The 22,306-nt window shown below is 72.5% G+C and carries 22 protein-coding genes; 6 read left to right on the top strand and 16 right to left on the bottom strand.

The window, feature by feature from the left end; translation table 11 throughout:
* Window positions 1-171: 171 nt before the first annotated feature.
* The 5 genes from C2L58_RS27000 to C2L58_RS27020 form a co-directional block, all read right to left on the bottom strand.
* Window positions 172-474: an STAS domain-containing protein gene (locus C2L58_RS27000; protein WP_103340492.1), complete on the bottom strand. Its 303-nt coding sequence runs from the start codon at window positions 472-474 to the stop codon at window positions 172-174.
* Window positions 471-4,556: a SpoIIE family protein phosphatase gene (locus C2L58_RS27005; protein WP_103340493.1), complete on the bottom strand. Its 4,086-nt coding sequence runs from the start codon at window positions 4,554-4,556 to the stop codon at window positions 471-473. Before C2L58_RS27005 ends, C2L58_RS27000 begins: the two co-directional genes overlap by 4 nt.
* A 64-nt stretch (window positions 4,557-4,620) precedes the next feature.
* Window positions 4,621-5,052: an ATP-binding protein gene (locus C2L58_RS27010; protein WP_103340494.1), complete on the bottom strand. Its 432-nt coding sequence runs from the start codon at window positions 5,050-5,052 to the stop codon at window positions 4,621-4,623.
* A complete protein-coding gene (locus tag C2L58_RS27015; RefSeq protein WP_103340495.1) occupies window positions 5,049-6,632 on the bottom strand; it encodes a PP2C family protein-serine/threonine phosphatase in 1,584 nt (527 codons plus the stop codon). The genes C2L58_RS27010 and C2L58_RS27015 overlap by 4 nt, the downstream gene beginning before the upstream one ends.
* The gene (locus C2L58_RS27020) at window positions 6,632-7,012 is read right to left on the bottom strand and encodes an STAS domain-containing protein (protein WP_103340496.1); all 381 of its coding nucleotides are present in this window, start codon (window positions 7,010-7,012) and stop codon (window positions 6,632-6,634) included. The genes C2L58_RS27015 and C2L58_RS27020 overlap by 1 nt, the downstream gene beginning before the upstream one ends.
* A gap of 166 nt (window positions 7,013-7,178) precedes the next feature.
* On the opposite strand from C2L58_RS27020, the gene C2L58_RS27025 reads away from it, so the two are divergent.
* Window positions 7,179-7,562, top strand: a complete 384-nt coding sequence (locus C2L58_RS27025) for an STAS domain-containing protein (RefSeq protein WP_103340497.1) — start codon at window positions 7,179-7,181, stop codon at window positions 7,560-7,562.
* A gap of 22 nt (window positions 7,563-7,584) precedes the next feature.
* On the opposite strand, the gene C2L58_RS27030 is transcribed toward C2L58_RS27025, so the two are convergent.
* Window positions 7,585-8,808: a PP2C family protein-serine/threonine phosphatase gene (locus C2L58_RS27030; RefSeq protein WP_103340498.1), complete on the bottom strand. Its 1,224-nt coding sequence runs from the start codon at window positions 8,806-8,808 to the stop codon at window positions 7,585-7,587.
* An 81-nt stretch (window positions 8,809-8,889) separates the two neighbouring features.
* On the opposite strand from C2L58_RS27030, the gene C2L58_RS27035 reads away from it, so the two are divergent.
* On the top strand, window positions 8,890-9,609 hold the full coding sequence (locus C2L58_RS27035; protein ID WP_103340499.1) for a histidine phosphatase family protein: 720 nt from the start codon (window positions 8,890-8,892) through the stop codon (window positions 9,607-9,609).
* Window positions 9,587-10,456 (top strand): NAD(P)H-hydrate dehydratase, encoded by an 870-nt coding sequence (locus tag C2L58_RS27040; protein WP_103340500.1) that lies wholly within the window; start codon window positions 9,587-9,589, stop codon window positions 10,454-10,456. Before C2L58_RS27035 ends, C2L58_RS27040 begins: the two co-directional genes overlap by 23 nt.
* 149 nt (window positions 10,457-10,605) lie before the next feature.
* Here the strand turns inward: C2L58_RS27040 and C2L58_RS27045 are convergent, their stop codons facing one another.
* Genes C2L58_RS27045 through C2L58_RS27060 form a run of 4 tightly spaced genes read right to left on the bottom strand, consistent with a single transcriptional unit; the run spans window position 10,606 to window position 14,679 of the window.
* On the bottom strand, window positions 10,606-11,325 hold the full coding sequence (locus tag C2L58_RS27045; RefSeq protein WP_103340501.1) for an SDR family oxidoreductase: 720 nt from the start codon (window positions 11,323-11,325) through the stop codon (window positions 10,606-10,608).
* On the bottom strand, window positions 11,322-12,182 hold the full coding sequence (locus tag C2L58_RS27050; RefSeq protein WP_103340502.1) for an oxidoreductase: 861 nt from the start codon (window positions 12,180-12,182) through the stop codon (window positions 11,322-11,324). Before C2L58_RS27050 ends, C2L58_RS27045 begins: the two co-directional genes overlap by 4 nt.
* 43 nt (window positions 12,183-12,225) lie before the next feature.
* Window positions 12,226-13,047, bottom strand: coding sequence for a helix-turn-helix transcriptional regulator (locus C2L58_RS27055; protein ID WP_103340503.1), 822 nt, complete (start codon window positions 13,045-13,047; stop codon window positions 12,226-12,228).
* A 54-nt stretch (window positions 13,048-13,101) separates the two neighbouring features.
* Window positions 13,102-14,679 carry an alkaline phosphatase D family protein gene (locus C2L58_RS27060; protein ID WP_103340504.1) on the bottom strand — a complete coding sequence of 526 codons (1,578 nt, stop codon included), beginning with the start codon at window positions 14,677-14,679 and terminating at the stop codon, window positions 13,102-13,104.
* A 148-nt stretch (window positions 14,680-14,827) separates the two neighbouring features.
* Here C2L58_RS27060 and C2L58_RS51400 point away from each other — a divergent pair, with 148 nt between their 5' ends.
* A complete protein-coding gene (locus C2L58_RS51400; RefSeq protein WP_103340505.1) occupies window positions 14,828-17,062 on the top strand; it encodes an extracellular catalytic domain type 1 short-chain-length polyhydroxyalkanoate depolymerase in 2,235 nt (744 codons plus the stop codon).
* Between the two features lie 63 nt (window positions 17,063-17,125).
* Entirely contained in the window at window positions 17,126-17,338 is a 213-nt protein-coding gene (locus C2L58_RS27070) for a hypothetical protein (protein ID WP_103340506.1), read from the top strand.
* Between the two features lie 483 nt (window positions 17,339-17,821).
* On the opposite strand, the gene C2L58_RS27075 is transcribed toward C2L58_RS27070, so the two are convergent.
* Entirely contained in the window at window positions 17,822-18,337 is a 516-nt protein-coding gene (locus C2L58_RS27075; protein ID WP_233225955.1) for an ATP-binding protein, read from the bottom strand.
* 247 nt (window positions 18,338-18,584) lie between these two features.
* Here C2L58_RS27075 and rho point away from each other — a divergent pair, with 247 nt between their 5' ends.
* Window positions 18,585-19,646: a transcription termination factor Rho gene (rho, locus tag C2L58_RS27080; RefSeq protein WP_103340507.1), complete on the top strand. Its 1,062-nt coding sequence runs from the start codon at window positions 18,585-18,587 to the stop codon at window positions 19,644-19,646.
* Between the two features lie 4 nt (window positions 19,647-19,650).
* On the opposite strand, the gene C2L58_RS49920 is transcribed toward rho, so the two are convergent.
* From C2L58_RS49920 to C2L58_RS27100, 5 genes are all read right to left on the bottom strand, one after another.
* Window positions 19,651-19,827, bottom strand: a complete 177-nt coding sequence (locus tag C2L58_RS49920; protein ID WP_199191461.1) for a hypothetical protein — start codon at window positions 19,825-19,827, stop codon at window positions 19,651-19,653.
* A gap of 32 nt (window positions 19,828-19,859) precedes the next feature.
* Window positions 19,860-20,138: a hypothetical protein gene (locus C2L58_RS27085; protein WP_103340508.1), complete on the bottom strand. Its 279-nt coding sequence runs from the start codon at window positions 20,136-20,138 to the stop codon at window positions 19,860-19,862.
* A 275-nt stretch (window positions 20,139-20,413) separates the two neighbouring features.
* Window positions 20,414-20,614, bottom strand: a complete 201-nt coding sequence (locus C2L58_RS27090) for a DUF3072 domain-containing protein (RefSeq protein ID WP_013227672.1) — start codon at window positions 20,612-20,614, stop codon at window positions 20,414-20,416.
* 66 nt (window positions 20,615-20,680) lie between these two features.
* On the bottom strand, window positions 20,681-21,103 hold the full coding sequence (locus C2L58_RS27095; protein WP_103340509.1) for a hypothetical protein: 423 nt from the start codon (window positions 21,101-21,103) through the stop codon (window positions 20,681-20,683).
* Window positions 21,104-21,164: 61 nt separating this feature from the next.
* Window positions 21,165-22,217 (bottom strand): C40 family peptidase, encoded by a 1,053-nt coding sequence (locus C2L58_RS27100; protein ID WP_103340510.1) that lies wholly within the window; start codon window positions 22,215-22,217, stop codon window positions 21,165-21,167.
* Window positions 22,218-22,306: the final 89 nt, after the last annotated feature.

The following is a 22,306-nucleotide window of genomic DNA, read 5'->3' on the forward strand; positions in this document are numbered from 1 at the left end:
GCCACACCGTCGCGGCACTCCGCTCCGGGAAGGGGGCGGTGGCTCCGGGCCGGCGCTCGCTGCTGAACGTCGTGGGTGGGCGCCGGAGCCACCTGGCGACGGACGGCAGCGCAATCCACCCCAGCCGCCGTCGCTGCGGTTTGCGTACCCCCTGAGCCGGAAGTCAACCGTTCAGCGGATCATGACCTTCACTACCTGGGTGAGGCCGGACACGCGCAGTACGCGGTCGAGCAGCCGCGGCGCGACCAGCCGCAGGTCGTGTTCGGCGGCCCGGTCGAACAGCACCGAGACGCCGGCGCTGTCGAGGTAGGACACCCCGGTGAGGTCCACGGTGACGGCGGGGCCCGCCGCCAGTTCGCCGTCCAGCGCCGCGCCGAATTCGGCGGCGTTGCTCATGTCGATCTCCCCGGTGACGGACAGGACCCGGTCCCCGTGGTCGCCCGGGCCGCTGACCAGCGTGAGTGCCGTCGTCACGAACCGATCCTCCATTCCAGCGTGACGGTGGTCCCGACGGCGTCGTACCGGAAGGTGACCGCGTCGGCCAGCGCTTCCATCATCGGCACGCCGCGCCCGCGCAGCACGTGGTTGTCCGGCGGCGGCTGCTTCCAGTGGCCCCGGTCGGTCACCGTGACGACCAGGTGGGCGCCGGTGAGCCGGGCCGAGAGGTGCGCGGTCGCCTCGGGGCCGTCCAGGTAAGCGTGCTCGACGGAGTTGGCGCAGGCTTCGCCGGCCGCGACGAGCACGTCCTGGGCGAGGTCCGGCTCGAGGGCCGCGTTCTCCAGCCAGGCGCGCAGCCACTGGCGGGTCGAGGCGAGGTGGTCCGGGTGTGCGGCGAACGCGAAGTCCAGCGGGGGGACCGACCGGCGGTAGAGCAGCAGCGCGACGTCGTCCTCGTAACCTTCGGCCGGGCGGAGCCGGTCCATCAGGGCGGTCGCCAGCTCGCCGAGCTCGGCGTCCCGCGTGTCGTGGGCGACCGTGGTGGCCCGGCCCATGCCCTCGTCGAGCGACTCGCGGCGGCGCTCGACCAGCCCGTCGGTGTAGAGCATCAGCAGCGACCCGATCGGCACGACCGCGGTGGCTTCCGGGCGCGACCCGGTGACCCCGACGGCCAGCGGCAGGCTGCCGCCCTCGTCGAGGAACTCCGCCGTGCCGTCGCGGTGCACGAGGGTGGCGGGCGGGTGCCCGGCGCTGCTGTAGGTGAGCGTGCCGGTGGCCGGGTCGAGCACCCCGCAGAAGACGGTGGTGCACAGGGCACCCGGCAGCCGCCCGGCGAAGCGGTCGAGGGCGCTGAGCGTGTGCGCCGGGCTGCTGGCTTCCAGCAGCAGCGCGCGGCAAGCACTGCGGAGCTGGCCCATCACCGCGGCCGCGGCGAGTCCCCGGCCGACGCAGTCGCCGACGACGATGCCGATCCGGTCGCCGGCCAGCGCGACGACGTCGTACCAGTCGCCGCCGACTTCCAGGGGCGGGTTCGCCGGCTCGTAGCGCACCGCGAAGCCGTCGGGGAGCCGGGCGGGCCCGAGGATCGAGCGCTGCAGCGCGAGGGCGACCTCCCGCTGCCGGTCGTCGCGGTAGGCACGGCGCAGGGCGTGGGCGAGCGTCCCGGCCAGCAGCGCCAGCAGCGTCCGGTCTTCGGTGCCGAGCGGGCGCCCCGGCGCGGGCTCGACCCACAGCGTCAGCCGGCCGCCGGGGTGGTCGACGGTGGCGCCCGCGCCGCTGTCGGCCGGGGTCGCGTGCAACGCCGGGAGTGAGCGGAGGTGGTCCAGGGTCGAGCGCAGCGGCGCGGCGAGGTCCGCCCAGGTCCGGTCGGCGGGATCGGTGGACGCGAGCTCCGGCTCGGCGTCCCGCGGCCAGGTCACCGCGAGGACGCGCTGCACGTCCCACAGCTCGCGCAGCAGCTCCAGCGCGGTGCGGAGCACCTCCGGCGCCCCGCTGATCCCGGCGAGGCGCTGGTTCATCGAGGCGAGCGTGCTTTCGCGCTGGACCGCGTAGTGCTCGGCCGTGACGTCGCGGATCGTGCCGACCAGCCGGCGGCGGCCCTCGTCGTCCTGCAGCTGGTTGTAGGCGACCGCGACCCACAACCGGTGCCCGTCCCGGTGGCGCATCGGCAGCACGAAGCTGCCGCCCGGCTCGTCCCACGCGCCACCGAAGGCGGCCGCGACCCGGCGGTGGGCGGCGGGTTCGGCCTCCCGATCGGGCCACCACGCGAACGGCGGGGTGTAGGGCAGCCCGCCGGTGCCGAAGCCGAGCAGTTCGGTGAACGCCGTGTTGATCTCCACGACCCGGCCCTCGGCGTCGCAGACGAAGAAGCCCTCCTGCAGCGAGTCGATCATCGCCGCGCGCCACCGGGCGTGCTGCGTGCGCAGCCTCGCCAGCTGCACGGTCGTGCGGACGCGGGCGAGCAGCTCCCGCGCCGAAAACGGCTTCACGAGGTAGTCGTCGGCCCCGGCGGCCAGCCCGTCGACGGCGGCTTCCTGACCGGCCCTGGCCGAGAGCAGCAGAACGGGTACCGCGGCGGTGCGCGGGTCGCCCCGCAGCTCGGCGAGCAGGCCGAGGCCGTCCAGCCGCGGCATCATGACGTCGCTGATGATCAGCTCGGGCGGCTCGGCGCAGGCGGCGGCGAACGCCTCGACGCCGTCGCGCACCGCGGTCACCGCGTAGTCGTCGCGCAGCAGCCGGACGAGGTAGTCGCGCATGTCGGCGTTGTCGTCGGCGACCAGCACGCGGGCGCCCAGGCGCCGGTCTCCGGCGACCGCCGGGTCGGCGGCGCTGTCGCCGTCCGGCAGCCAGCGCAGGGCTTCCTGCACGTACGGTTCCGCGGAGTCCGCGGTGAGCTGGCCGGTCGTGGCTTCCTCGACGACGTGCTCGGCGGGCAGGTGCCGGGTGCCCAGCGGCACCCGGACCCGGAACGTCGTCCCGGTGCCCGGCGTGCTTTCCACGGTGACGCTGCCGCCGTGCATGCCGGCGAGCTCGCGCACCAGCGCCAGGCCGATGCCGCTGCCCTCGTTCGACCGCGCCCGCGCGGACGGGATCCGGTGGAACCGCTCGAACAGGCGCGGCAGCTCGGCGGCGTCGATCCCGATCCCGGTGTCGGACACCGCGATCACGGCGTGCCCGGCCTCCACGAAGCTCGTCACCCGGATCGCGCCGTCGAAGGTGAACTTGACCGCGTTGGACAGCAGGTTGAAGACGACCTTCTCCCACATCCCGCGATCGACGTACACCGGCTCGTCCGACGGGCGGCAGTCGACGTCGAACGCCAGCCCGGCCCGCTCGACGGCGGCGCGGAAGACGCTCGCCAGCTCCGCGGTGAACGTCCCGAGGTCCACCGGTTCGAAGCGCGCCTGCATCCGGCCGGCTTCGATCCGGGAGAAGTCGAGCAGGTTGTTCACCAGCCGCCCCAGCCGCAACGCGTTGCGCTGGATGACGTCGACCTCCTCCCGCACCCGCTCGTCGGCGCCGGCCAGCGCCTCGCGCAGCTCGGCGGCCGGGCCCAGGATCAGCGTCAGCGGGGTCCGGAACTCGTGGCTGATGTTGGCGAAGAACGTGGTCTTCGCCGCGTCCAGGGCGGCCAGCTCTTCGGCGCGCCGCTGCTGGACCTGGTAGGCGATCGCGCCGTTGACCAGCGCCGTCGTCTGCTGGGCGACGAGCCCGAGGAACGTCCGGTAGGACTCGTCGACCGCGCGCCCGGCGCTCGCCGCCAGCACGATCACCCCGGTGGCGGCATCACCGGCGTCGCCGCGCAGGGGCAGCACCATCGCCTCGGTGGGCGGCGTCGACCAGCCGCCCCCGGGCAGCTCGCCGAACACCCCGTCCGACACCGTCCGCGCGACCCCGTCGGCGAGCACGTCCTTCAGCGGCCACGCGGTTTCGTCACCCGCGCCGGCCCCTCCGGGCGTGACGGCCGCGAGCGTCAGTTCGCCTTCGGCCCCGCGGATGTGGATCGCGGCGTAGGGGACGTCGGCCGCCGCCCGCCCCAGCACGCCGGCGACCAGCTCACAGGCCTCGTCCACGGTGCGGGCGACCCCGGCCCGGGCGCCGAGTTCGCGCAGCGTCGCCAGCCGGCGGGCGCCGATCACGCGCTCGGTCGTGTCCGAGACCGCGGTGAACACCGCCCGGACGGCGCCGCGGTCGTCGTGCACCGGGCTGTAGGAGTACGTCCAGTAGGTCTCTTCCCAGTAGCCGTGCCGGTTCATCGGCAGCAGCAGGTCCTCCGACCAGGTCGCCTCGCCGGTGGTCATCACGCTGTCCAGCATCGGCCCGATGATGTGCCAGATCTCGGCCCAGACCTCGGAGCCCGGCTTGTCGAGTGCCGGGTGCTTCGTGCCCAGCAGCGGCAGGTACGCGTCGTTGTAGAGGAACCGCAGCTCCGGCCCCCACCAGACGATCATGGGGAAACGGGAGGTGAGGCAGATGCGGACCGCCGTCGTCAGGCTGGCCGGCCAGTCCCGCGGCGGCCCGAGCGGGGACGACGTCCAGTCGAACTCCCGCATCCGGGCGGCCATCCGGCTGCCGCCGGGAAACACGGCGCGGTGCCCGGCCTCTTCCCCGACGCTCATCACACTCCAGGTTCACGCGGCCCCGGATGAGCCTACTCGACGGGATTCCCCGCCGCCGGGTGTGTCAATCGGTCAGCCAGGTCATGGTGACCGTGGTGCCGTCGTCGCGGTGCACCTGCGCGCTGTGGTCGGCGAGGGTGTCGATGAGCGGCAGGCCGCGGCCCCGCAGCCCGTTCGAGGCCACCGGCGGCCGCCAGGTGCCGTAGTCGGTGACCGTCACGGTCACCCGCCCGGGCTGCGCTTCGGCCCGGACCTCGACCGGGCCGGCCTGCCCGCGCGGGTAGGCGTGTTCGGCCGAGTTGGCCATCGCCTCGTACCCGGCGAGCACGATGTCCTCCCGGCGTTCGAGGCTCAGGCGCACGTTGAACCGGCCCAGCGTGGCCAGCCACCGGGCCAGGGCCTCGCGCAGGTCCGGCAGCCGTTCGGCGATCGCGGCCGTGCGCCGGTGGAACGACACCGGGGGAGCGTGTGCGTCCGGGGGGAGGGGGTCCGTCATGGCGTGTCCTCTCCGCGGTGGTGCACGTGGATCACGGCGATGTCGTCGTCGTGCCGTCCACGCGTCAGTTCGTCGACCAGCTTGTCCCACGCCGGCTCCAGGTCGGGCGCGGTCAGCAGTCCCGGGATACCCGCCAGCAGCCATTCGATGCCCAGCGTGAGGTCACGGGTGCGGCTTTCGACCAGTCCGTCGGTGTAGAGCACCAGATCCGCGCCCACCGGGAAGCCCGCGGTGCGCTGCGGGAAGACCGAGCCGACGCCCAGCGGCTGCGCCAGCGCTTCGCCGATCTGCTCTGGCGGCTCGCCCGGGCGGATCAGGATCGCGGGCAGGTGGCCGGCGTTCGCGTAGGCGAGCGTCCCGGCGGAGGGCTGGTGGACCGCGTAGAAGCAGGTCACGAAGCTTTCGCCGAACAGACCGGCGGTCAGCTCGGAGACGTTGCGCAGCACTTCCGACGGCGGCAGCTCCAGCAGGGCGTAGCTGCGGACGGCCGTGCGGACCTGGCCCATCACCGTCGCGGCGGTGACGCCGTGGCCGACGACGTCACCGATGACGAACGCGGTGGCGCCCGAGGGCAGCCGGATCACGTCGAACCAGTCGCCGCCGACCTTGCTCCCGGTCGCCGCGGGCAGGTACCGGGTGAGCACGTCGAGGCCGGGGGTGGGCGGGGCCACCGGCAGCATGCTGCGGGACAGTTCCGTGGCGAGGTTGCGCTCGCGTTCGTAGAGCCGGGCGTTGTCCAGCGCGATGGCCGCGTAGGCGGCGATGCCTTCGGCCAGGTACTCGTGCCGGGCGGTGAACCGGTCGCGGTCGGGGTGGCCGAAGAAGAACCCGCCCAGCACCTCGCCGGAGGTCGGGCTGATCGCCGAGACGGCGAGGTAGCTGCACACGGGCAGGTGCCCGTCCGGCATCCCGTGGTGCGGCGCGTTCTTCCCGAACCGGGGGTCCTGCGTGATATCGGGGCTGCGCACGGTGCCGGTGCCGTCGAAGGTCGGCCCGAACACCTCGGTGTTGCGCGGCATCGGGAACCGGGAGAAGGCCTCGCGCGGTACACCCGAAATCGTGTACAGCGTGTACGACTCACCGAGTTCGTCGATCAGGTTGTAGAAGAACGCGCCGAAGCCGGCTCCGGTCGCCTTCGTGGCCGCGTCGGTCGCCTCCTGGACGATCCGGTCGATGTCGAGGTGCGCGGTCAGTTCGCGGCCCGTGGAGTGCAGCGCGTCGAGGACCGCGGCTTCGCTCCGCAGCCGCCGGACGGTGGCCGCCAGGCCGGCGGTGGCGGCCTCGATGGCGGCGGCGACGGCCGGGGGACCTCCGCCGATCTCCTCGGTGGTGTAGACCAACGCGCCGTGCTCGCCGTCGTCGGCCGCGACGGCGATCGCGTGGGTGATCTCGGTGCCCGGCACCAGGTCCGCGAGGACCGGGCGATCGGTCACCGCCAGCGCGACGTGGTCGCCGAGCACCGCGCGCACCTCGGCCGGGCCGAGCGCGCGGACCGCGGTGGCCGCCGGAGCGCCGTCGCGGCCGGCGAAGGCCCCGCGCACGGCGTCCAGGATCGCGTCGAATTCCGGTTCGGGCGTCATCAGGGCGCCAGCGCTTCCGGCAGCGACGGGTAGATGGCGAGTTCGTCGGCCAGCCGGGTCAGTTCCAGCGGGCGCAGCGTGATCCGCCCGGTGGCCACCACCCGCAGCGGCGCCGACGTGGCGGGCCCGCGGTGCGCCCGGACGAGTTCGGCCATGCCCGCCGAGGCCAGGAACGTGACGCCGGTCAGGTCGATGACGAGCAGCGGCGGCCCCAGCCGCGCCGCCCGTTCGGCCAGCCGGCGCAGTTTCGGCGCGAGGGCGAGGTCGAGAGCGCCGTCGACGCGCAGGACCACCGCGCCGTCGAGGCTCTCCAGTGCGACCGATCCCGCGGAACCGGCGGCGTCGTCGAGTGAGTCCCCGGTCACGTCCCGTTCGCCCATGCCGACATCCTGCCTGTTCGGGGCCGCGACCGGAAGCGGAGGGGTGCTGAGACGGCGGTGTGCCGCCCGGGCAGGCATGATTGACCGTGGTTGAGCAAACAGCCTTCGTGAACACGCACGCCCACCGGTTGCCGGGGGCGCTGCCGAAGGCGAGGAGACAAACGCCATGACCGAGCACACCCACTTCGAAAGCTCGGCCACCGCTGTGCCGTTCGGGGAGTTCCGGATCGCCCGGGCGGAGCAGGGAGAAGCGATCGTCGTCGAGGTCGCCGGGGACGTGGACACCACCACCGCACCGGCGCTCGTGCAGGCCGCGGACGAGGTACTGGCGGAGCAGCCGCCGGTCCTGGTGGTCGACCTGAGCCGGGTCGAGTTCCTCGCCTCGCCCGGCCTGACGGCGTTGCTGACCATCCACCGCAACGCCGGAACCGGCACCGCGGTGCGGATCGTCGCGTCCGGCCGGGCCACCCTGCGCCCGATCCAGCTGACCGGGCTCGAGGAAAGCCTGTCGCTGTTCCCGACCCGGGAAGCGGCGCTCATCGGATCCTGACCCGGATCGTCCCGGCCCTGCCTCAGGCGCCGGCCGGGACGTCACGGCGCCGGATGGCCAGCACGGCGACGTCGTCCTGGGCCGGCCGGTTGCCGATCATCGCGGCCATGACCTGCGCGCAGACCCATTCGGGGTCCCCGGCGCGCACGGCCTGCGCCAGCTGCTCCATGCCGACGTCCACCGGGCGGTCCCGGCGCTCGACCAGCCCGTCGGTGTAGAACACCAGCACGCCGTCGGACGGCAGTTCGACGACGGTGGTGCGCCGCTCGGGCACGCCGATGGTCAGCCCGATCGGGGGATCCGGCGGCGAGTCCACCAGCCGGCCCGGCTCGCCGGGCAGGGCGAGCACCGGGGGCAGGTGCCCGGCGAGGGACAGCGTCAGCGCTTCGCGGTCCGGGCCGATGATCCCGTAGGCCACCGTGGCCATCGCCCCGTGCTCGAAGTGGTTGGCCTTGCGGTCGAGCTTGGCGAGCACCTCGGCGGGACTTTCGCAGTCCAGGGCGTAGGCCCGCAGGGCGCTGCGCAGCCGCCCCATGATCACGGCCGCGTCGAGGCCGTGCCCGGAGACGTCGCCCATCACGACGCCGAGCCGGTCGCCCGGCAGGGAGAACAGGTCGTACCAGTCCCCGCCGAGCCCGGTCTCCGCGCCGGGCACGTACCGGGCGCCGAAGGCCAGGCCCGCCACGTCGGGCAGGCTGTTGGGCAGCAGGCTGCGCTGCAGCGCCATGGTGGCGGTGCGGTTCTCCTCCAGCGCCTCCACCTGGACGGCCATCGCCAGCCGGTCGGCGAGCAGCTGCATGGTGGTCACTTCGGACTCACCGAACTGCCGGAGCGCCACGGAACCGATGTGCAGCACGCCGACGAGCTCGCCGCCGGCGATCATCGGCACGCCGAGCATGGATTGCAGCCCGCGTTCCCACAGCAGGGAGTTCACGACGGTCGTTTCGTCGACGTGGTCGAGGATGACCGGCGCCCGCTCGAGCGCGACCCGGCCGGCGAACCCGCGGCCCACCGGCACCCGCACGCCCTGGTGGACCTCCTCCTCGATCCCGGCCGCGGCGAAGGCCACCAGCTGGCGGCCGCTGGGCTGGTACCGCAGCACGGTCGCGGTGTCGACCGCCATGACCTCGCGCAGCCGCTGGAGGGTTTCGGCGAGCATCTCGGCCAGCCCCAGGTGGGTGGCCGGCGCACCGATGATCGCCTCCAGCTGCTGCAGCCGGTTCTGGGCGTCGAGACTTCGCGACATGGCACGACCCTAGCCGCAACTCCTTTGCGGGCCTAACCATCCCGGGTTTCGACGGCGGGTCTCCCGGGGTACCAGGCCGTCGTGAACGTCGACTTGGACTGGGTGGGTGTGCTGCGGCACGGCCAGAGCACCGGGAACGTGGCCAGGGAAGAGGCGGAGTCGGCCGGCGCGGACGTGATCGACATCGCCGAACGCGACGCCGACGTGCCGCTCACGGATCTGGGGCGGGAGCAGGCTTCGGCGGCGGGGAAGTTCCTCGCGGAGCAACCGCCGGACGTCGTCATCACCTCCACTTACCGCCGCGCGTGGGACACCGCCCGGCTGGCCACCCCCGAAGGGGTGACGATCATCCCGGACGAACGGCTGCGCGACCGCGAGCTCGGCGTGCTGGACCTGCTGACCTCGCACGGCGTCAGTGAGCGGTGGCCCGACGAACTGCGGCGCAAACGGCGGCTCGGCAAGTTCTACTACCGGCCGCCGGGTGGCGAATCCTGGGCGGACGTCGTGCTGCGGCTGCGGTCCCTGCTCACCGAGCTGAGCGTGGAACACGCCGGAAAGCGCGTTCTGCTGGCCGCCCACGAGATGACCGTCTTCGCCCTGCGCTACCTGCTCGAAGGGCTGCCGGAGCCCGACCTGCTGCGCGCCGCCGACGCCACCGAGGTCCCGAACGGCTCGGTGACGGCCTGGGAGCGCGACTCCGACGGCGGGTTCACGATGGTGCTGGCCCAGGAAGTCGGGCACCTGCACGAGACCGACACCCCGCCGACGGCGGACGACGATGCCGCGCAGCAGCTCTCCTGACCCGGCGCCGATCAGCCCGGCCCTGCTGCGGGACTGGCGGATCGGCCCGGACGACCGCGGGACCGTGCTCGTCGTCGGCGGCGCCCGGACCGTGCCCGGCGCGCCGGCGCTGTCCGGCACCGCCGCCCTGCGTGCCGGGGCCGGCACGCTGCAACTGGCGGTCGCCGAACGGCACGCGACGGCGATCGGTGTCTCGGTGCCCGAGTCGTCGGTGCTCGGGCTGCCGGAGACCGGCACCGGGGCGATCGCCGCCGAGGCCGTCGACCGGCTGGCCGAGGTGCTCCCCGACGCCGGCACCGTCGTGGTCGGCCCCGGCCTCACCGGCGTTTCGGAGACCGAAGAGCTGCTGCGCGGCTTGGTCCCCGCCATCGCCCCGGACGCGAAGGTGGTGCTCGACGCGTTCGCGCTGGGCGCGCTGAGCCGGGACCCCGCGCTCGCCGAACCCCTGGCGGGCCGGCTCCTCCTCACCCCGAACCGGGTCGAAGCCGCTTTCCTCGACGGCTGCGAGGAAAAGGACGTCGACGACCTGGAAACGGCGGTGCGGATCGCCGGCCGCTACGGCGGCGTGGTGCAGCTCATGGGCGTGGTCGCCGAGCCGGGCGGGCGCACCTGGCGCGACGGCAGCGGCCACGTCGGGCTGGCGACGTCCGGCAGCGGCGACGTGCTGGCCGGCCTGACCGGCGGCTTCCTGGCCCGCGGCGCGGCCGTGGACCAGGCCGCCTGCTGGGCGACGCACGTCCACGCCGTGGCCGGCCAGCGCCTGATCCCGGACACCGGCAGCACCGGCCTGCTGGCCCGCGAACTCGTGGTGGAGATCCCGCGGGTCATCGCCGAGCTGGAGCGCTGAGCCGTGTCGACCCGCGGATCACGCGTGTCGACCTCCTGATCACGCGTGTCGGCCCGGTAATCACGCCGAGCCCCTCCGGACGCCGTGCCGGAAGGGTCGACACGCGTGATTGAAGGGTCGACACGCGTGATTCGGCGGACGACACGGCGTCATCGCTGGGCGGTGGGCCGCACGATGATCTCGTTGACGTCCACGCCCTCCGGCTGCCCGATCGCGTAGGAGACCGCTCCGGCGATGGCGTCCGCCGGCAGGGTCACCGCGCGGTAGGTGCGCATCGCCTCCTGGGCGCCGGGCTCGGTGATGGTGTCGGCCAGCTCGGACTCGGTGACGCCGGGGGAGACCGTCGTCACGCGGAGGCCCGGGTCGGCCTCCAGGCGCAGGCCCTCGGTGATCGCCCGGGCCGCGTACTTGGTGGCGCAGTAGACCGCGGCCGTCGGCACGACCTCGTGCGCGCCGGTGGAGGCGATCGTCACGAAGTGCCCGCCGCCCTGCCGCCGGAAGTGCGGCAGGGCGGCCGCGATCCCGTGCAGCAGGCCGCGGACGTTGACGTCGATCATCCGGTCCCACTCGCCGACGTGCAGCGAGTCCAACCGCGACAACGGCATCACGCCCGCGTTGGCGACGAAGACGTCGAGCCGGCCATGGGCTTCGACCGCGGCTTCGGCGAACGCGGCGACGTCCGCGCGGTCGGTGACGTCGAGGCGGTGCACGTCCGCGGTGCCGCCCGCGTCGTGGATTTCCTTCGCCAGCTCGGTCAGCCGGTCTTCGCGCCGGGCGCCGAGCACGACGTGGTGGCCTTCGGCGGCCAGGCGCAGCGCAGTGGCGCGGCCGATGCCGCTGCTGGCGCCGGTGATGAGGACGGTCTTCACTGGGTTCCTTCCGGGAAGTCGGCGCCGAGGGTGGTCTCGCGCCAGGTGTCGAACGTGGAACGGAGGGAGTCGAGCCGGGTGGTGGCGATGTCGTAGGCGGCGCGGCCGAGGAGCAGGCGCAGCGGCGGTTCGTCGCTGCCGACGGCGGTGAGGATCGCTTCGGCCGCGCGGACGGGGTCGCCCGGCTGTCGCCCGTAGGTCGCGAGCGTCGCCTCCCGGCGGGCGCCCGCGGTCTCGGCGTAGTCGTCGATGCGGATCGCCGACTCCCGCATCGAGGGGCCGGACCAGTTGGTGCGGAAGGCGGCGGGCTCGACGATGGTCACCTTGATGCCCAGCGGCGCCACCTCCGCGGCCAGTGACTCCGACAAGCCTTCCACGGCGAACTTCGTCGCGTGGTAGTAGCCGGTGGCGCCGAACGCGGCCAGGCCGCCGAGGGACGACACGGTGACGATGTGGCCGCTGCGGCGCGCCCGCATGCCCGGCAGGACCGCGCGGGTGACGTCGGCGAGGCCGAAGACGTTGGTGTCGAACAGGTTCCGGATCTCGTCGTCCTCGCCTTCCTCGACCGCGGCGAGGTAGCCGTAGCCGGCGTTGCCGACCAGGACGTCGATCCGGCCGAACGCCGATTCCGCTCGCTTGACGGCGTCGACGACCTGGGCGTGGTCGGTGACGTCGAGCGGCAGGGCCAGCGCGCGGTCGCCGTGTGCTTCGGCGAGATCGGCGATGCGCGCCGGATCGCGGGCCGTGACGACCGCGCGCATCCCGCGCTCGAGCACGGCTTCGGCCAGTGCGCGGCCGAGGCCGGTGGAGCAGCCGGTGATGAACCAGACGGTGTTTTCGGGAAAGTTTTCGGGCACGACGAAGTACTCCGTCCATTGTGGAAGGATGGGGAAAGTGGTTTCAGGAGGCGGCGAGACTGCCCAGCAGGGCCAGTGCCGCTTCCGACGGGCTGCCCGGCTCGGCTTGGTAGACGATCAGCTGCTGGCCCGGGGCGCTGTTGACGGTCAGCGCCTCGTAGCTCAGTTCCAGCTCGCCGACCAGCCGGTGCCGGAACCGCTTGGTCTCGTGGGTCTTCTGCCGGATGTCGTGGCGGGCCCACAGCCGGCGGAAGTCCGCGCTCTTGACCGACAGCTCGCCGACGGTGTCGATGAGCTGCGGATCGTCGGGGTCGATCCCGGCGGCCGCCCGCAGGCCGCCGACCGTGTTGACGGCCACGCGCTCCCAGTCCGGGTAGAACTCGCGGGCGTCCGGGTCGAGGAACACGAGCCGGATCAGGTCGCCGCTGTGGGCGTGCCCGGCGAACAGCGCCTGGCCCAGCGTGTTGTGCGCCAGCACGTCGAGGCAGCGGCCGAGCACGAGCGCGGGCGTGTCCGGCCAGCCGTCCATCAGGCGCAGCAGGTTCGGGCTGACCCGTTCCGGCCGCCGGGCCCGCCGCCGGCGGCCGGGCGCCGGCTGGGCGAGCCGGTGCAGGTGGGCCGAGGCGTCCTCGTCCAGGGCCAGCCCGCGGGCGAGCGCGTCGACGACCTGCGCCGACGGGTTCCGCTCCCGGCCCTGCTCGAGCCGGACGTAGTAGTCGGTGCTGACCCCGGCCAGCAGCGCCACCTCTTCGCGGCGCAGGCCCGCCACCCGGCGTGACCCGCCCGGAGGCAGGCCGAGCTCTTCCGGCCCCACCTGTTCACGGCGGGCCCGGAGGAACTCCCCGAGGGTGTTGTCCTTGACCATGCTTCGAGGCTAACCCGGAATCGCCGCACCTGGGTGGCCGTGCCGCACCCACCCTCAGACCAGCCGGACCGGCTCCTCGTCGTCGCCCGGCTCGGCCCGCAGCAGCGTCGCCGTGGCCGTGCGCCCGTCGACGTCCAAGGTCATCACCGCGTTGCCGAAGTGCGGCCCGGACACGCAGTGCCACGACAGCGGCGCGGGCCGGACCCCGGTGCGGCGCGCCAGCCCCTCGCTGACCCTGGTCAGGCCCCGCGACCAGCCGGCCCGGAACAGCCGGTTCATGTACCACGGCACGGTGTTGTGCACCGGCGAGCAGGTCAGCTGGTGGACCGGCGCCGCGGTGCCGCCGGGGAACTCGGCCCGGGCCACGTAGGCGTGGTGCACGTCGCCGGAAAGCACGCTGACCGACGCCGGCCCGTCGTCGGCGACCCGGGCGACGAGCTTCGCCAGCCGCTCGAACGACGCGCGGAACGCCGGCCAGTGCTCGAGGTCCACCAGCTGCCGGATGAACTCGCTGACCCGCCCGACCGGCCCGGGCCGGGCGCAGAGCCGCTCGTTGACCGACTGGGCGGCCGACAGCGCGGTGGGCAGCAGCCACGGCAGCGACGTGCCGATCAGCAGGTGGTCGAACTCGCCGGTCGCCTGCTCCTCGATCCAGCCGAACTCTTCGTCGCCGATCATCGAGCGCCGGCCGCCCTCGAGGATCCGCCCGGCCCGCGAGTCGATCACCAGCAGCCGGACCGGGCCGAAGTCGCGCCGGTAGGACCACCGGGTGCCCTTGGCGCCGTCGGCCTCCCGGTCGGCCCGGTCGGCGAACTCGCGCAGCAGCTCGGCGTTGTCTTCCCCCGACTCGCGCACCCGCTGGTAGAGCTCGTCCTCGGCCAGCTCGCGCGGACCGAGGTTGCCGAGGTGCTGGTAGACCCAGTAGGAGACCAGCGCGCCGCGGATCCGCTCCGGCCACCAGGACGTCCGGGCCATCTTCGCGCGCCAGGCCTGCGAGGTGTTCCAGTCGTCGCGCACGTCGTGGTCGTCGAAGATCATCGACGTCGGCACGGTCGAGAGCAGCCAGCGGACCGCCGGGTCGCACCAGGCCTCGGAGTACAGGTGGCAGTACTCCTCGAAGTCGGCGACCTCGTCACCGGGCGGCTTCTTGGTATCACGCCGGGTGGCGAGCCACTCCTGCGTCGCTTCGGTGGTCTCGTCGGCGTAGACCTGATCGCCCAGCAACAGCAGCGATTCCGGCCACTCGTCCTCGTCGAGGGCGGTCATCCGGTGGGCGTAGGCGGCGAGCGCGTCCGGGCCCAGCGCGTCCTCCTCCCGCGGCTTGCGGCAGGACCCGAACACCAGCCGGAACCGCGGGTCGCCGGGCCGCAGCGTCCGGATGCGGCTCGGCGGCCGGTCACCGTCCGGTTCGGGCCAGACGACGTCGCCGTCGAGCCGCACCTCGTACGGCGTGCTCCGCCCGGGTTCGAGCCCGGTGAGCACGACCAGCGCGTAGTGGTGGCCGGCGACCTCGAACGTGCGGGCGGTGGCGTCGCCGACACCGACCTCGCACGCGGCGCCGGTCTCGACCCAGATGGTCGCCGACGTGGCGTCGACGTGCCGCAGTAGCGGGCCCAGCAGCAGCTCGGTCATCCCGGAAGCCTGCCAGAAGTCGGCCGGGGCGGCCGATCGGTTACTCGCTCGAAAGTTCCCGAAAGGTTTCGATAATCGTTGACCGGCCGGGCGGCGGGACGAACCATCGTCCCAGCTGCGTTCCCGCCCCCGGAAAGGATTTCCTCGAGTGCGAAGACTCCTCACCGCCCTTTCCGCCGCCGTGCTGGCGATCGCCGCGGCGATCGTGCTGGTCGTGGCGGCGCAGCCGGCGTCCGCGGCCACGTTGACCAGGGTCACCGACTTCGGCAGCAATCCCAGCAACCTCAACATGTACACCTACGTCCCCGACCACGTGGCGGCCCGCCCGGCGCTGCTGGTGGCCGTCCACTACTGCACCGGCTCGGCGTCGGCGATCTACAACGGCTACGCCCGCGACTACGTCACCGCGGCCGACCAGTACGGGTACGTCATCGTGTTCCCGGAAGCCACCCGCAGCGGGCAGTGCTTCGACGTCTCCTCGCCGCAGGCCCTCACCCGCGGCGGCGGCAGCGACCCCGTCGGCATCCTGTCGATGGTCAACTGGGCGAAGCAGCGCTACAACGTCGACTCCTCCCGCGTGTACGTCACCGGCTTCTCCTCGGGCGCGATGATGACGAACGTGCTCGCCGCGGAGTACCCGGACGTGTTCGCCGCCGGCTCGGCGTTCATGGGCGTGCCCGCCGGCTGCTTCGCGACCACCGACGGGTCGGGCTGGAACAGCCAGTGCGCCAACGGGCAGCTCACCAAGACCCCGCAGCAGTGGGGTGACCAGGCCCGGCAGATGAGCGGCGGGCGCACCGGCCCGTACCCGCGGATGCAGCTGTGGCACGGCACGGCGGACGACACCCTTCGCTACCCGAACTTCGGGGAGGAGATCAAGCAGTGGACGAACCTGCAGGGGATCGGGCAGACGCCGTCGTCGAGTGATTCCCCGCAGCCGGGCTGGACGCGCACCCGCTACGGCGCCACCGGCACCCAGCCGCCGGTCGAGGGCATCAGCGTCCAGGGTGCCGGGCACGCGCTGCCGCAGAACGGGATGGTCCAGTACGCGATCGCGTTCCTGGGCTTGAACAGCGGTTCGACCACGACCACCACGCCGACCACGCCGACCACTACGACGTCGTCGGTGCCGCCCGCCGGCAGCACACTCGGCGGCGCGGCGGCCCGGACCGGGCGCTACTTCGGCACGGCGGTCTCGGCGAGCAAACTGTCGGACAGCGTGTACACCGGCATCCTGAGCCGCGAGTTCTCCATGATCACGCCGGAGAACGAGATGAAGATCGACGCGACCGAGCCTTCGCAGGGCCAGTTCTCGTACGCCAACGCGGACCGGATCGTGAGTCAGGCGACCGGCCAGGGCGCCCGGATGCGCGGGCACACGCTGGCCTGGTACTCGCAGCAGCCCGGCTGGATGCAGGGCATGGAAGGCTCGGCGTTGCGCCAGGCGATCCTGAACCACATCACCCAGGTCGCCTCCCACTACCGCGGCAAGATCTACGCGTGGGACGTGGTGAACGAGGCGTTCGCCGACGGCGGCTCGGGCGCCCGGCGTGATTCGAACCTGCAGCGCACGGGCGACGACTGGATCGAGGCGGCGTTCCGGGCGGCGCGGGCGGCCGACCCGGACGCGAAGCTGTGTTACAACGACTACAACACCGACGACTGGAACCAGGCGAAGACCCAGGCCGTGTACCGCATGGTCCAGGACTTCAAGTCCCGCGGCGTCCCGATCGATTGCGTGGGCTTCCAGTCGCACTTCAACCCGAACAGCCCGGTGCCGTCGAACTACCGGACGACGCTGCAGAACTTCGCGAACCTCGGCGTGGACGTCCAGATCACCGAGCTGGACATCGAAGGCTCGGGGACGGCGCAGGCAAGCAACTTCGGCACGGTCACTGCGGCGTGCATGGCGGTCGCGCGCTGCACCGGGATGACGGTGTGGGGCATCCGCGACACGGATTCGTGGCGGGCGTCGGCAACACCGTTGCTGTTCGACGGCAACGGGCAGAAGAAGGCGGCCTACACGGCGGTGCTCGAGGCGTTGAACGCCGGCGCACCCCCGGACGACGGCCCGACCACCACAACCCCGACTACCCCGACCACTCCGGCACCTGGTGGCTGTTCGGCCGCTTACGCCAAGACGGCGGAGTGGAACGTCGGCTTCAACGGCCAGGTGACGGTGTCGGGGGCGAACAACTGGGTGCTCACGGTGACGTTCCACGCACCCCAGAAGGTGATCGGCAGCTGGAACTACACGGGAACGTGGGACAGCACGGGCTACGTGCTGACGGCGAGGCCCAACGGAAGCGGCAACGTCATCGGCTTCACGGTCCAGCACGGCGGCAACCTGACCGACCCGACGGTGACCTGCGCGAGTCCATAGTGGTCGTCGTCACAGGGTCGAGGTGCTGCGAAAACTGTCGGTGGTGACGGATAGCCTCAGCGCATGAAAACGGACGACGCGACAGTCCCGGCGCACCAGCTCACCAAGGGCCAGTGGTTCTGGCACGAGCCGGCGCCGGGGCTGCCCGCGTGGCAGCTGCAGGTGAATTCGGCGGAGTTGCGGGAGGATTCCGTCGAGATCTTCACCACGGATGAAGAGCGAGAGCTGGTTTCGTACCCGAGGAACAGGCTGATCCGCCTGGCCGAGGCGGCTTGAGAGAGGGGTTGAGGGGTGTGGGGGAGGTCGCTGGGGGAGGTTGAGGGGGCGCCGGGAAGAGGGGTGTGGGGGAGCGGGCACCTGGCCGGTGGGCGGCGAGAGGGGTTGAGCGGCCGCTGGAGTGAGTGCCGGCGCGAAACCACCGCGCACCGATCGCGGGAGTGCGTGCCCGGGGCCTCGGGGCATTTCGCCGGCGCAGGCCGGGCTGGTCAAGCGGGTTCGGCCGGTGAGTCGGCGGCCACCCTCTCGCCGGCGTGTTGCCGACTGGGTCGACCCTTGCGGTCCGCCCGGGCCGCCGCTGGGCGCGACCTGCTGGCGTGTTGCCGACCGGGCCGCCCCAACAGTCCCGCCGGGATGCCGCCGGGCACAAACCCGCCGGCGCGCTGGGAGCGAGCCGGCGGGTGGGGTCGACTGGTGCTTTGCCGCGCCAGTCAACCGGCGGTTTCCTCGGTTCTCAGCTGGGCCCGCGTCGCGGGGCGGCCGTCAGCCTGCGTCCCGGAGGGCGGGCGGGCGCCACGTCATGCGGACCGTTGTTCCCGTGGTGCTCGTGTCTATGTCGGACTGGTCCGTCACCTGGTCGATCAGCAGCAGACCGCGGCCACCTGAGGTGCGCAGGGCCGCTTTGCGCGGGCGCGTCGCCGGGATGCCGCAACCGGTGTCCGTTACCGTCACCGTGATCGCGTCGCCCTCTCGGCGGGCCTGCAAGCGGGCCCAGCCGTGGCCGTCCGGGTAGGCGTGGGCCGCTACGTTGGCCAGGGCCTCGTATGTCGCCAGCGTGATGTCGTGCTGGCTGTCCGGGTCGAGCGGGAACTCGCTCAGCCACTCGATCAGCTTGCGGCGCAGGCCGGCCATCTCGTTGGGCAGGGCCGGCGCCAGTTCTTCGAATGCCGGGGCGACCACGGCTCCGGCGGTGAAGCGCTCCGGGGCCGTGGTCCCGGCTTGGTCGGCGTCGGTGCTCTCGCCCGTATCGACGCCAGTTTCCGGGGTATGTCGATACACGATCCGCTCCCATCGTTCAGCCGCGGTTCCCCCGTTGCAGCGGGCTTCTCACCTGGACTACCCACCGCCACGGAGTCTTACCCGTTGTGCTTCGTGAGATGTGTCGCTACAGTGGAGACGCTCCTCGTGGATGTCGGCCCCTCGGCCGCCCAGAGGTAGCTCCCCGGATCCAGGCCAGTCGGCCTCTTTCCTTCTTCCCGGTCTCGCCGTCTGTGCGCGGGCCCCATCACCATCTCAGGAGACACCCATGTCTTTTCACGGACTCCTCGACCTGTCCGGCAAAACCCCGTTCGCCCGGCCCGGCTACCGGCCCGCGCCCGACGACGTTGCCATCCCGCTTTCCCTGGTGCGCAAGCACAACCTGCGGCCCGGCGACGAGATCACCGGCACCGCCGAGAAGATCACCAGCGTCAACGGCCGCGACCCGGACGAGCCGCGCCCGCGCTTCGCCGACCTCGTGCCGGTGCACCCGGATCGCCGGCTGCTGCTCGAAACCACGCCGGCGCGGCTGCTGCCCCGCGTCATCGACCTCGTCACCCCGCTCGGCCGGGGACAACGCGCGTTGGTCGTCTCGCCGCCGAAAGCCGGGAAAACCACGGTGCTGCAGGAAATCGGCCACGGACTGTCGGTCAACCACCCCGACTGCCGGCTGCTGGTCCTGCTCGCCGACGAACGTCCCGAAGAGGTCACCGAGCTGAGCCGGACCGTGCGCGGCGAGGTGATCGCGTCCACTTTCGACCGTCCTCCGGCCGAACACGTTGCGGTCGCGGAACTCGCCGTCGAGCGCGCGAAACGCTTGGTGGAGCACGGCGAAGACGTCGTGCTGCTGCTCGACTCGCTCACCCGGCTCGGCCGCGCGTACAACCTTTCGGCCCGCCCGTCCGGCCGCACGCTGTCCGGCGGCGTCGACGCGGCCGCGTTGCTGCCGATGAAGCGGATCCTCGGCGCTGCACGGAACGTCGAGGGCGGCGGTTCGCTCACGATCATCGCGTCGGCGCTGGTGGAAACCGGTTCGCTGGCCGACACGGTGTTCTTCGAGGAGCTGAAGAGCACCGGCAACGCCGAGCTCAAGCTCGACCGCAAGACGGCCGAGCGGCGCGTCTTCCCGGCGGTCGACGTGGCCGCCTCCGGCACCCGGCGCGAAGAACTGCTGGTCACCCCGGGCGAACTCGCGGCCATGCGCGAAGTCCGGCGGGCGTTGCCGGGCCCGCACGCGATCGAGCAGCTGCTGGAGCAGCTCCGCAAGACCGGCTCCAACGCCGAGTTCCTGCTCCGCGTGACGGGTGCGGCGCTGCCGGAAGCGGCCTGAGCGCTCAGTTTTCGCGACGCTCGCGCAGTTCGCCGATCACTTTCGCGCCGACGCCGTCGGCTTCCTCGGGGTTGTCCGGCGCTTCGCCTTCGCCGCGACGGTAGAGCCGGTCTTCGGCACGGCCGGGATCTTCGGTGTCGGGCCGGGCGATCTCGGGCTGCTGCTCGTTCGGATGCGACATTCCCGAGAGGTACCCGGTCCGCCGGCTTCCACTCATCGGGGCGGCTGGTACGGGGTCGCCCGCGGGTACGAAGGCCGCTCGGGCCCGCGGTTCAGGGAGGCCACGAGAAACCCGAACCCGACAACGGTGACAACGAGCGGCCCGGCCCCGGGAGCAAGGGCCCACCACCCCACCCCGGCGGCGGCCACCACCCAGGCGGCGACCAGGGTCCGTTTCGCGGTGAGCGGATACGGCTTCGGCAGCTCCCGCACGGCGACTCCACCGAGCACGAGCAGTCCGGCGAGGGTGACGAGCAGCACGGTCAGGTACACGGGATGTCCTCCATCGGGGAGTAGGGCATCTCTCGGATGACTACCCCCACCGGCGAGGGACAAGCCGTGGCGTCGGGCACACCAGCGGCTGCGGGATCACCGCACCGGCGCGAACCGGTCGGCTCGCGTGCGCGGCACCGCACCCCGCCGACCCCACCAGGCGGGCGAGCGCAGGGCTCACCTGCGCCAGAGCTGGGGCACCACCCCTCGCCGGCCCACTGGTGGCCCACTGCCACGCGTCGGGCAGCCTTGCCCGGCACCCGGCCCCGCGCCCCTCACGTGCCGCGGCCGGTCGTCTTCTGAAGAGCGTCGATCCGCTCGGACGCCTCCGCCTTCGTCAGGTTGTCCGGCACCTCTTCACCGGCTTCCTGCGCCAACGTCTGCAGGTACGACTTCTGCGGCCCGGTCATCGGCTCATCACCGGTGGTCCAGTCGCTCGGGTCCTTCTCGGGGTTCGGTTCCACCTGATCGGTCATCTCAACTCCAATCGAACATCTGTTCGCCTGCGGTCGACTGTAGCGCAGGGGTCCGACAATCGCCGCTCACGGGCCGGCCGGGGGTGTGCTCGGGCCGCCCGCCTCGTGGCCTGGCCGGCCGTGTGTTCGGCGGTCGTCCTTCATCTGCTGTTCGTGCAGGTGGCGGCGCCCTCCGGTGAGCGAAGTGAGCAGCTCACGCTCAAGGTCGCGGCACGCCTTGTAGTACCCGTCGTCGTACTCCTCGACGACCTGGAAAGTCCACCGATCGGGTAATACGTTGAGCCCGATGAGCTCTTCGGAGATCCGCCGCGCCCAGTCGCCGTGGCCGGCCTTCTCCAGCTGCTCCACGGCCTCGCCGAGGGCCAGGTCCGCGCTGCCGGTGAGCTGGTGGAAGGAGTAGAGGTGCCCGCGAGCGCGCTCGATCGTCTCGAGGGCCTCGGTCACCTTGCCGACGGCTTCGACGGTGCCGGCGTCAGGGTTCTCGTCCATGCGCGCAAAGTGCCCCGTTCCGCGATTTCTACACTTCGCGGAACGGGGCACCCGTGCTACCTCAGGACGTGGGGCGCGTCGCTCCCGCGTACTCGCTCATCAACGGCGAGATCTTGACGACGTCGCCGCTCGTCGGCGCGTGCACCATCTTGCCGTCGCCGATGTACATCCCGATGTGGGACACCGGCGAGTAGTAGGCGACGAGGTCGCCGGGCTGCAGCTGGGAACGCGACACCGGGGTGCCGAAGCCGGCCTGGGCCGCGGAGTTGCGCGGCAGGGTGATGCCGGCCTGCTTGTACGCCCACTGCATCAGGCCCGAGCAGTCGAACGTGCTCGGCCCGGTCGCGCCCCAGACGTAGGCGCTGCCCAGCTTGCTGAGCGCCGCGTCGACCGCCTTCTGGGCCGCCGCGCTGGGCGCCTTCACGGTCGGCGCCGCACCGCCGGTGTCCTTCTGGGCGGCCTTGTCGGAGGTGCTGAGGTTCCGGCTCTGCGCCTCGATCTGGTCGATCTGGCCCTGCAGGTCCTTATTCTTGGCCTCGATGTCCGAGGCCAGCTTCGCCGCCGCGTCCCGGGCGTCCTGCGCCCGCTTCGCCGCGTCGGCGGCCGACTTCTCGGCCGCCGCGGCCTTGGCCGCCGCGCCGCTGAGGTTGCCCATCGCGGCGTTCTTGTCGGTCGCGATGACCTCGAGCGCCGCCGAGCGGTCCAGGAAGTCCTGAGTGGACGTTCCGGCCAGCAGCGCCGACAGCTTGTTCATCTGGACGCCGCTGGTGAACGACGCTCCGGCGAACTTGTCCACTTCGGACTGGTACTGCTGCTTCGCCTCGATGGCCTGGGCGCCGGACTTCTTCGCGGCGTCGACGTCGGCGTTGGCCTTGTCGAGCTGACCCTGCTTCGCGGTCAGGTCGTCCTGGGCCCGGAGCAGGTCTTCGTTGAGCTTTTCCGCCTGCGCCGCGAGATCGCGGTACTTGGCGAGGGCGTCCGAGCCGGCGGGGGGCGCCTGGAGGACGGGGACGGGGGCGGCGGTGGCCACCGGCTGGGCCATGGTGACGAGGGTGATCACCGAGGCCGCGGCGAGGGCACCTGACACCACGCGCTTGACGGGATGCGAACGCATTCTCGCGCGGGTCTCCTTTGCTGATCGGCCGCCGGCGGGTACCGGGACGGCGAGTCGGGGGCCTCGCCCGTGCCCAGGGCGCGCTCGAC

The sequence above is a fragment of the Amycolatopsis sp. CA-126428 genome, assembly GCF_002904335.1.
In the GTDB taxonomy this organism is placed as follows: Bacteria; Actinomycetota; Actinomycetes; order Mycobacteriales; family Pseudonocardiaceae; genus Amycolatopsis.

What these genes read in the sequence shown, in the direction of transcription:
- C2L58_RS27005 (WP_103340493.1), bottom strand. Translation starts at nt 4,556, where the DNA reads ATGAGCGTCGGGGAAGAGGCCGGGCACCGCGCCGTGTTTCCCGGCGGC.
- C2L58_RS27010 (WP_103340494.1), bottom strand. Translation starts at nt 5,052, where the DNA reads ATGACGGACCCCCTCCCCCCGGACGCACACGCTCCCCCGGTGTCGTTC.
- C2L58_RS27015 (WP_103340495.1), bottom strand. Translation starts at nt 6,632, where the DNA reads ATGACGCCCGAACCGGAATTCGACGCGATCCTGGACGCCGTGCGCGGG.
- C2L58_RS27020 (WP_103340496.1), bottom strand. Translation starts at nt 7,012, where the DNA reads ATGGGCGAACGGGACGTGACCGGGGACTCACTCGACGACGCCGCCGGT.
- C2L58_RS27025 (WP_103340497.1), top strand. Translation starts at nt 7,179, where the DNA reads ATGACCGAGCACACCCACTTCGAAAGCTCGGCCACCGCTGTGCCGTTC.
- C2L58_RS27030 (WP_103340498.1), bottom strand. Translation starts at nt 8,808, where the DNA reads ATGTCGCGAAGTCTCGACGCCCAGAACCGGCTGCAGCAGCTGGAGGCG.
- C2L58_RS27040 (WP_103340500.1), top strand. Translation starts at nt 9,587, where the DNA reads ATGCCGCGCAGCAGCTCTCCTGACCCGGCGCCGATCAGCCCGGCCCTG.
- C2L58_RS27055 (WP_103340503.1), bottom strand. Translation starts at nt 13,047, where the DNA reads ATGGTCAAGGACAACACCCTCGGGGAGTTCCTCCGGGCCCGCCGTGAA.
- C2L58_RS27060 (WP_103340504.1), bottom strand. Translation starts at nt 14,679, where the DNA reads ATGACCGAGCTGCTGCTGGGCCCGCTACTGCGGCACGTCGACGCCACG.
- C2L58_RS27070 (WP_103340506.1), top strand. Translation starts at nt 17,126, where the DNA reads ATGAAAACGGACGACGCGACAGTCCCGGCGCACCAGCTCACCAAGGGC.
- rho (WP_103340507.1), top strand. Translation starts at nt 18,585, where the DNA reads ATGTCTTTTCACGGACTCCTCGACCTGTCCGGCAAAACCCCGTTCGCC.
- C2L58_RS49920 (WP_199191461.1), bottom strand. Translation starts at nt 19,827, where the DNA reads ATGTCGCATCCGAACGAGCAGCAGCCCGAGATCGCCCGGCCCGACACC.
- C2L58_RS27090 (WP_013227672.1), bottom strand. Translation starts at nt 20,614, where the DNA reads ATGACCGATCAGGTGGAACCGAACCCCGAGAAGGACCCGAGCGACTGG.
- C2L58_RS27095 (WP_103340509.1), bottom strand. Translation starts at nt 21,103, where the DNA reads ATGGACGAGAACCCTGACGCCGGCACCGTCGAAGCCGTCGGCAAGGTG.
- C2L58_RS27100 (WP_103340510.1), bottom strand. Translation starts at nt 22,217, where the DNA reads ATGCGTTCGCATCCCGTCAAGCGCGTGGTGTCAGGTGCCCTCGCCGCG.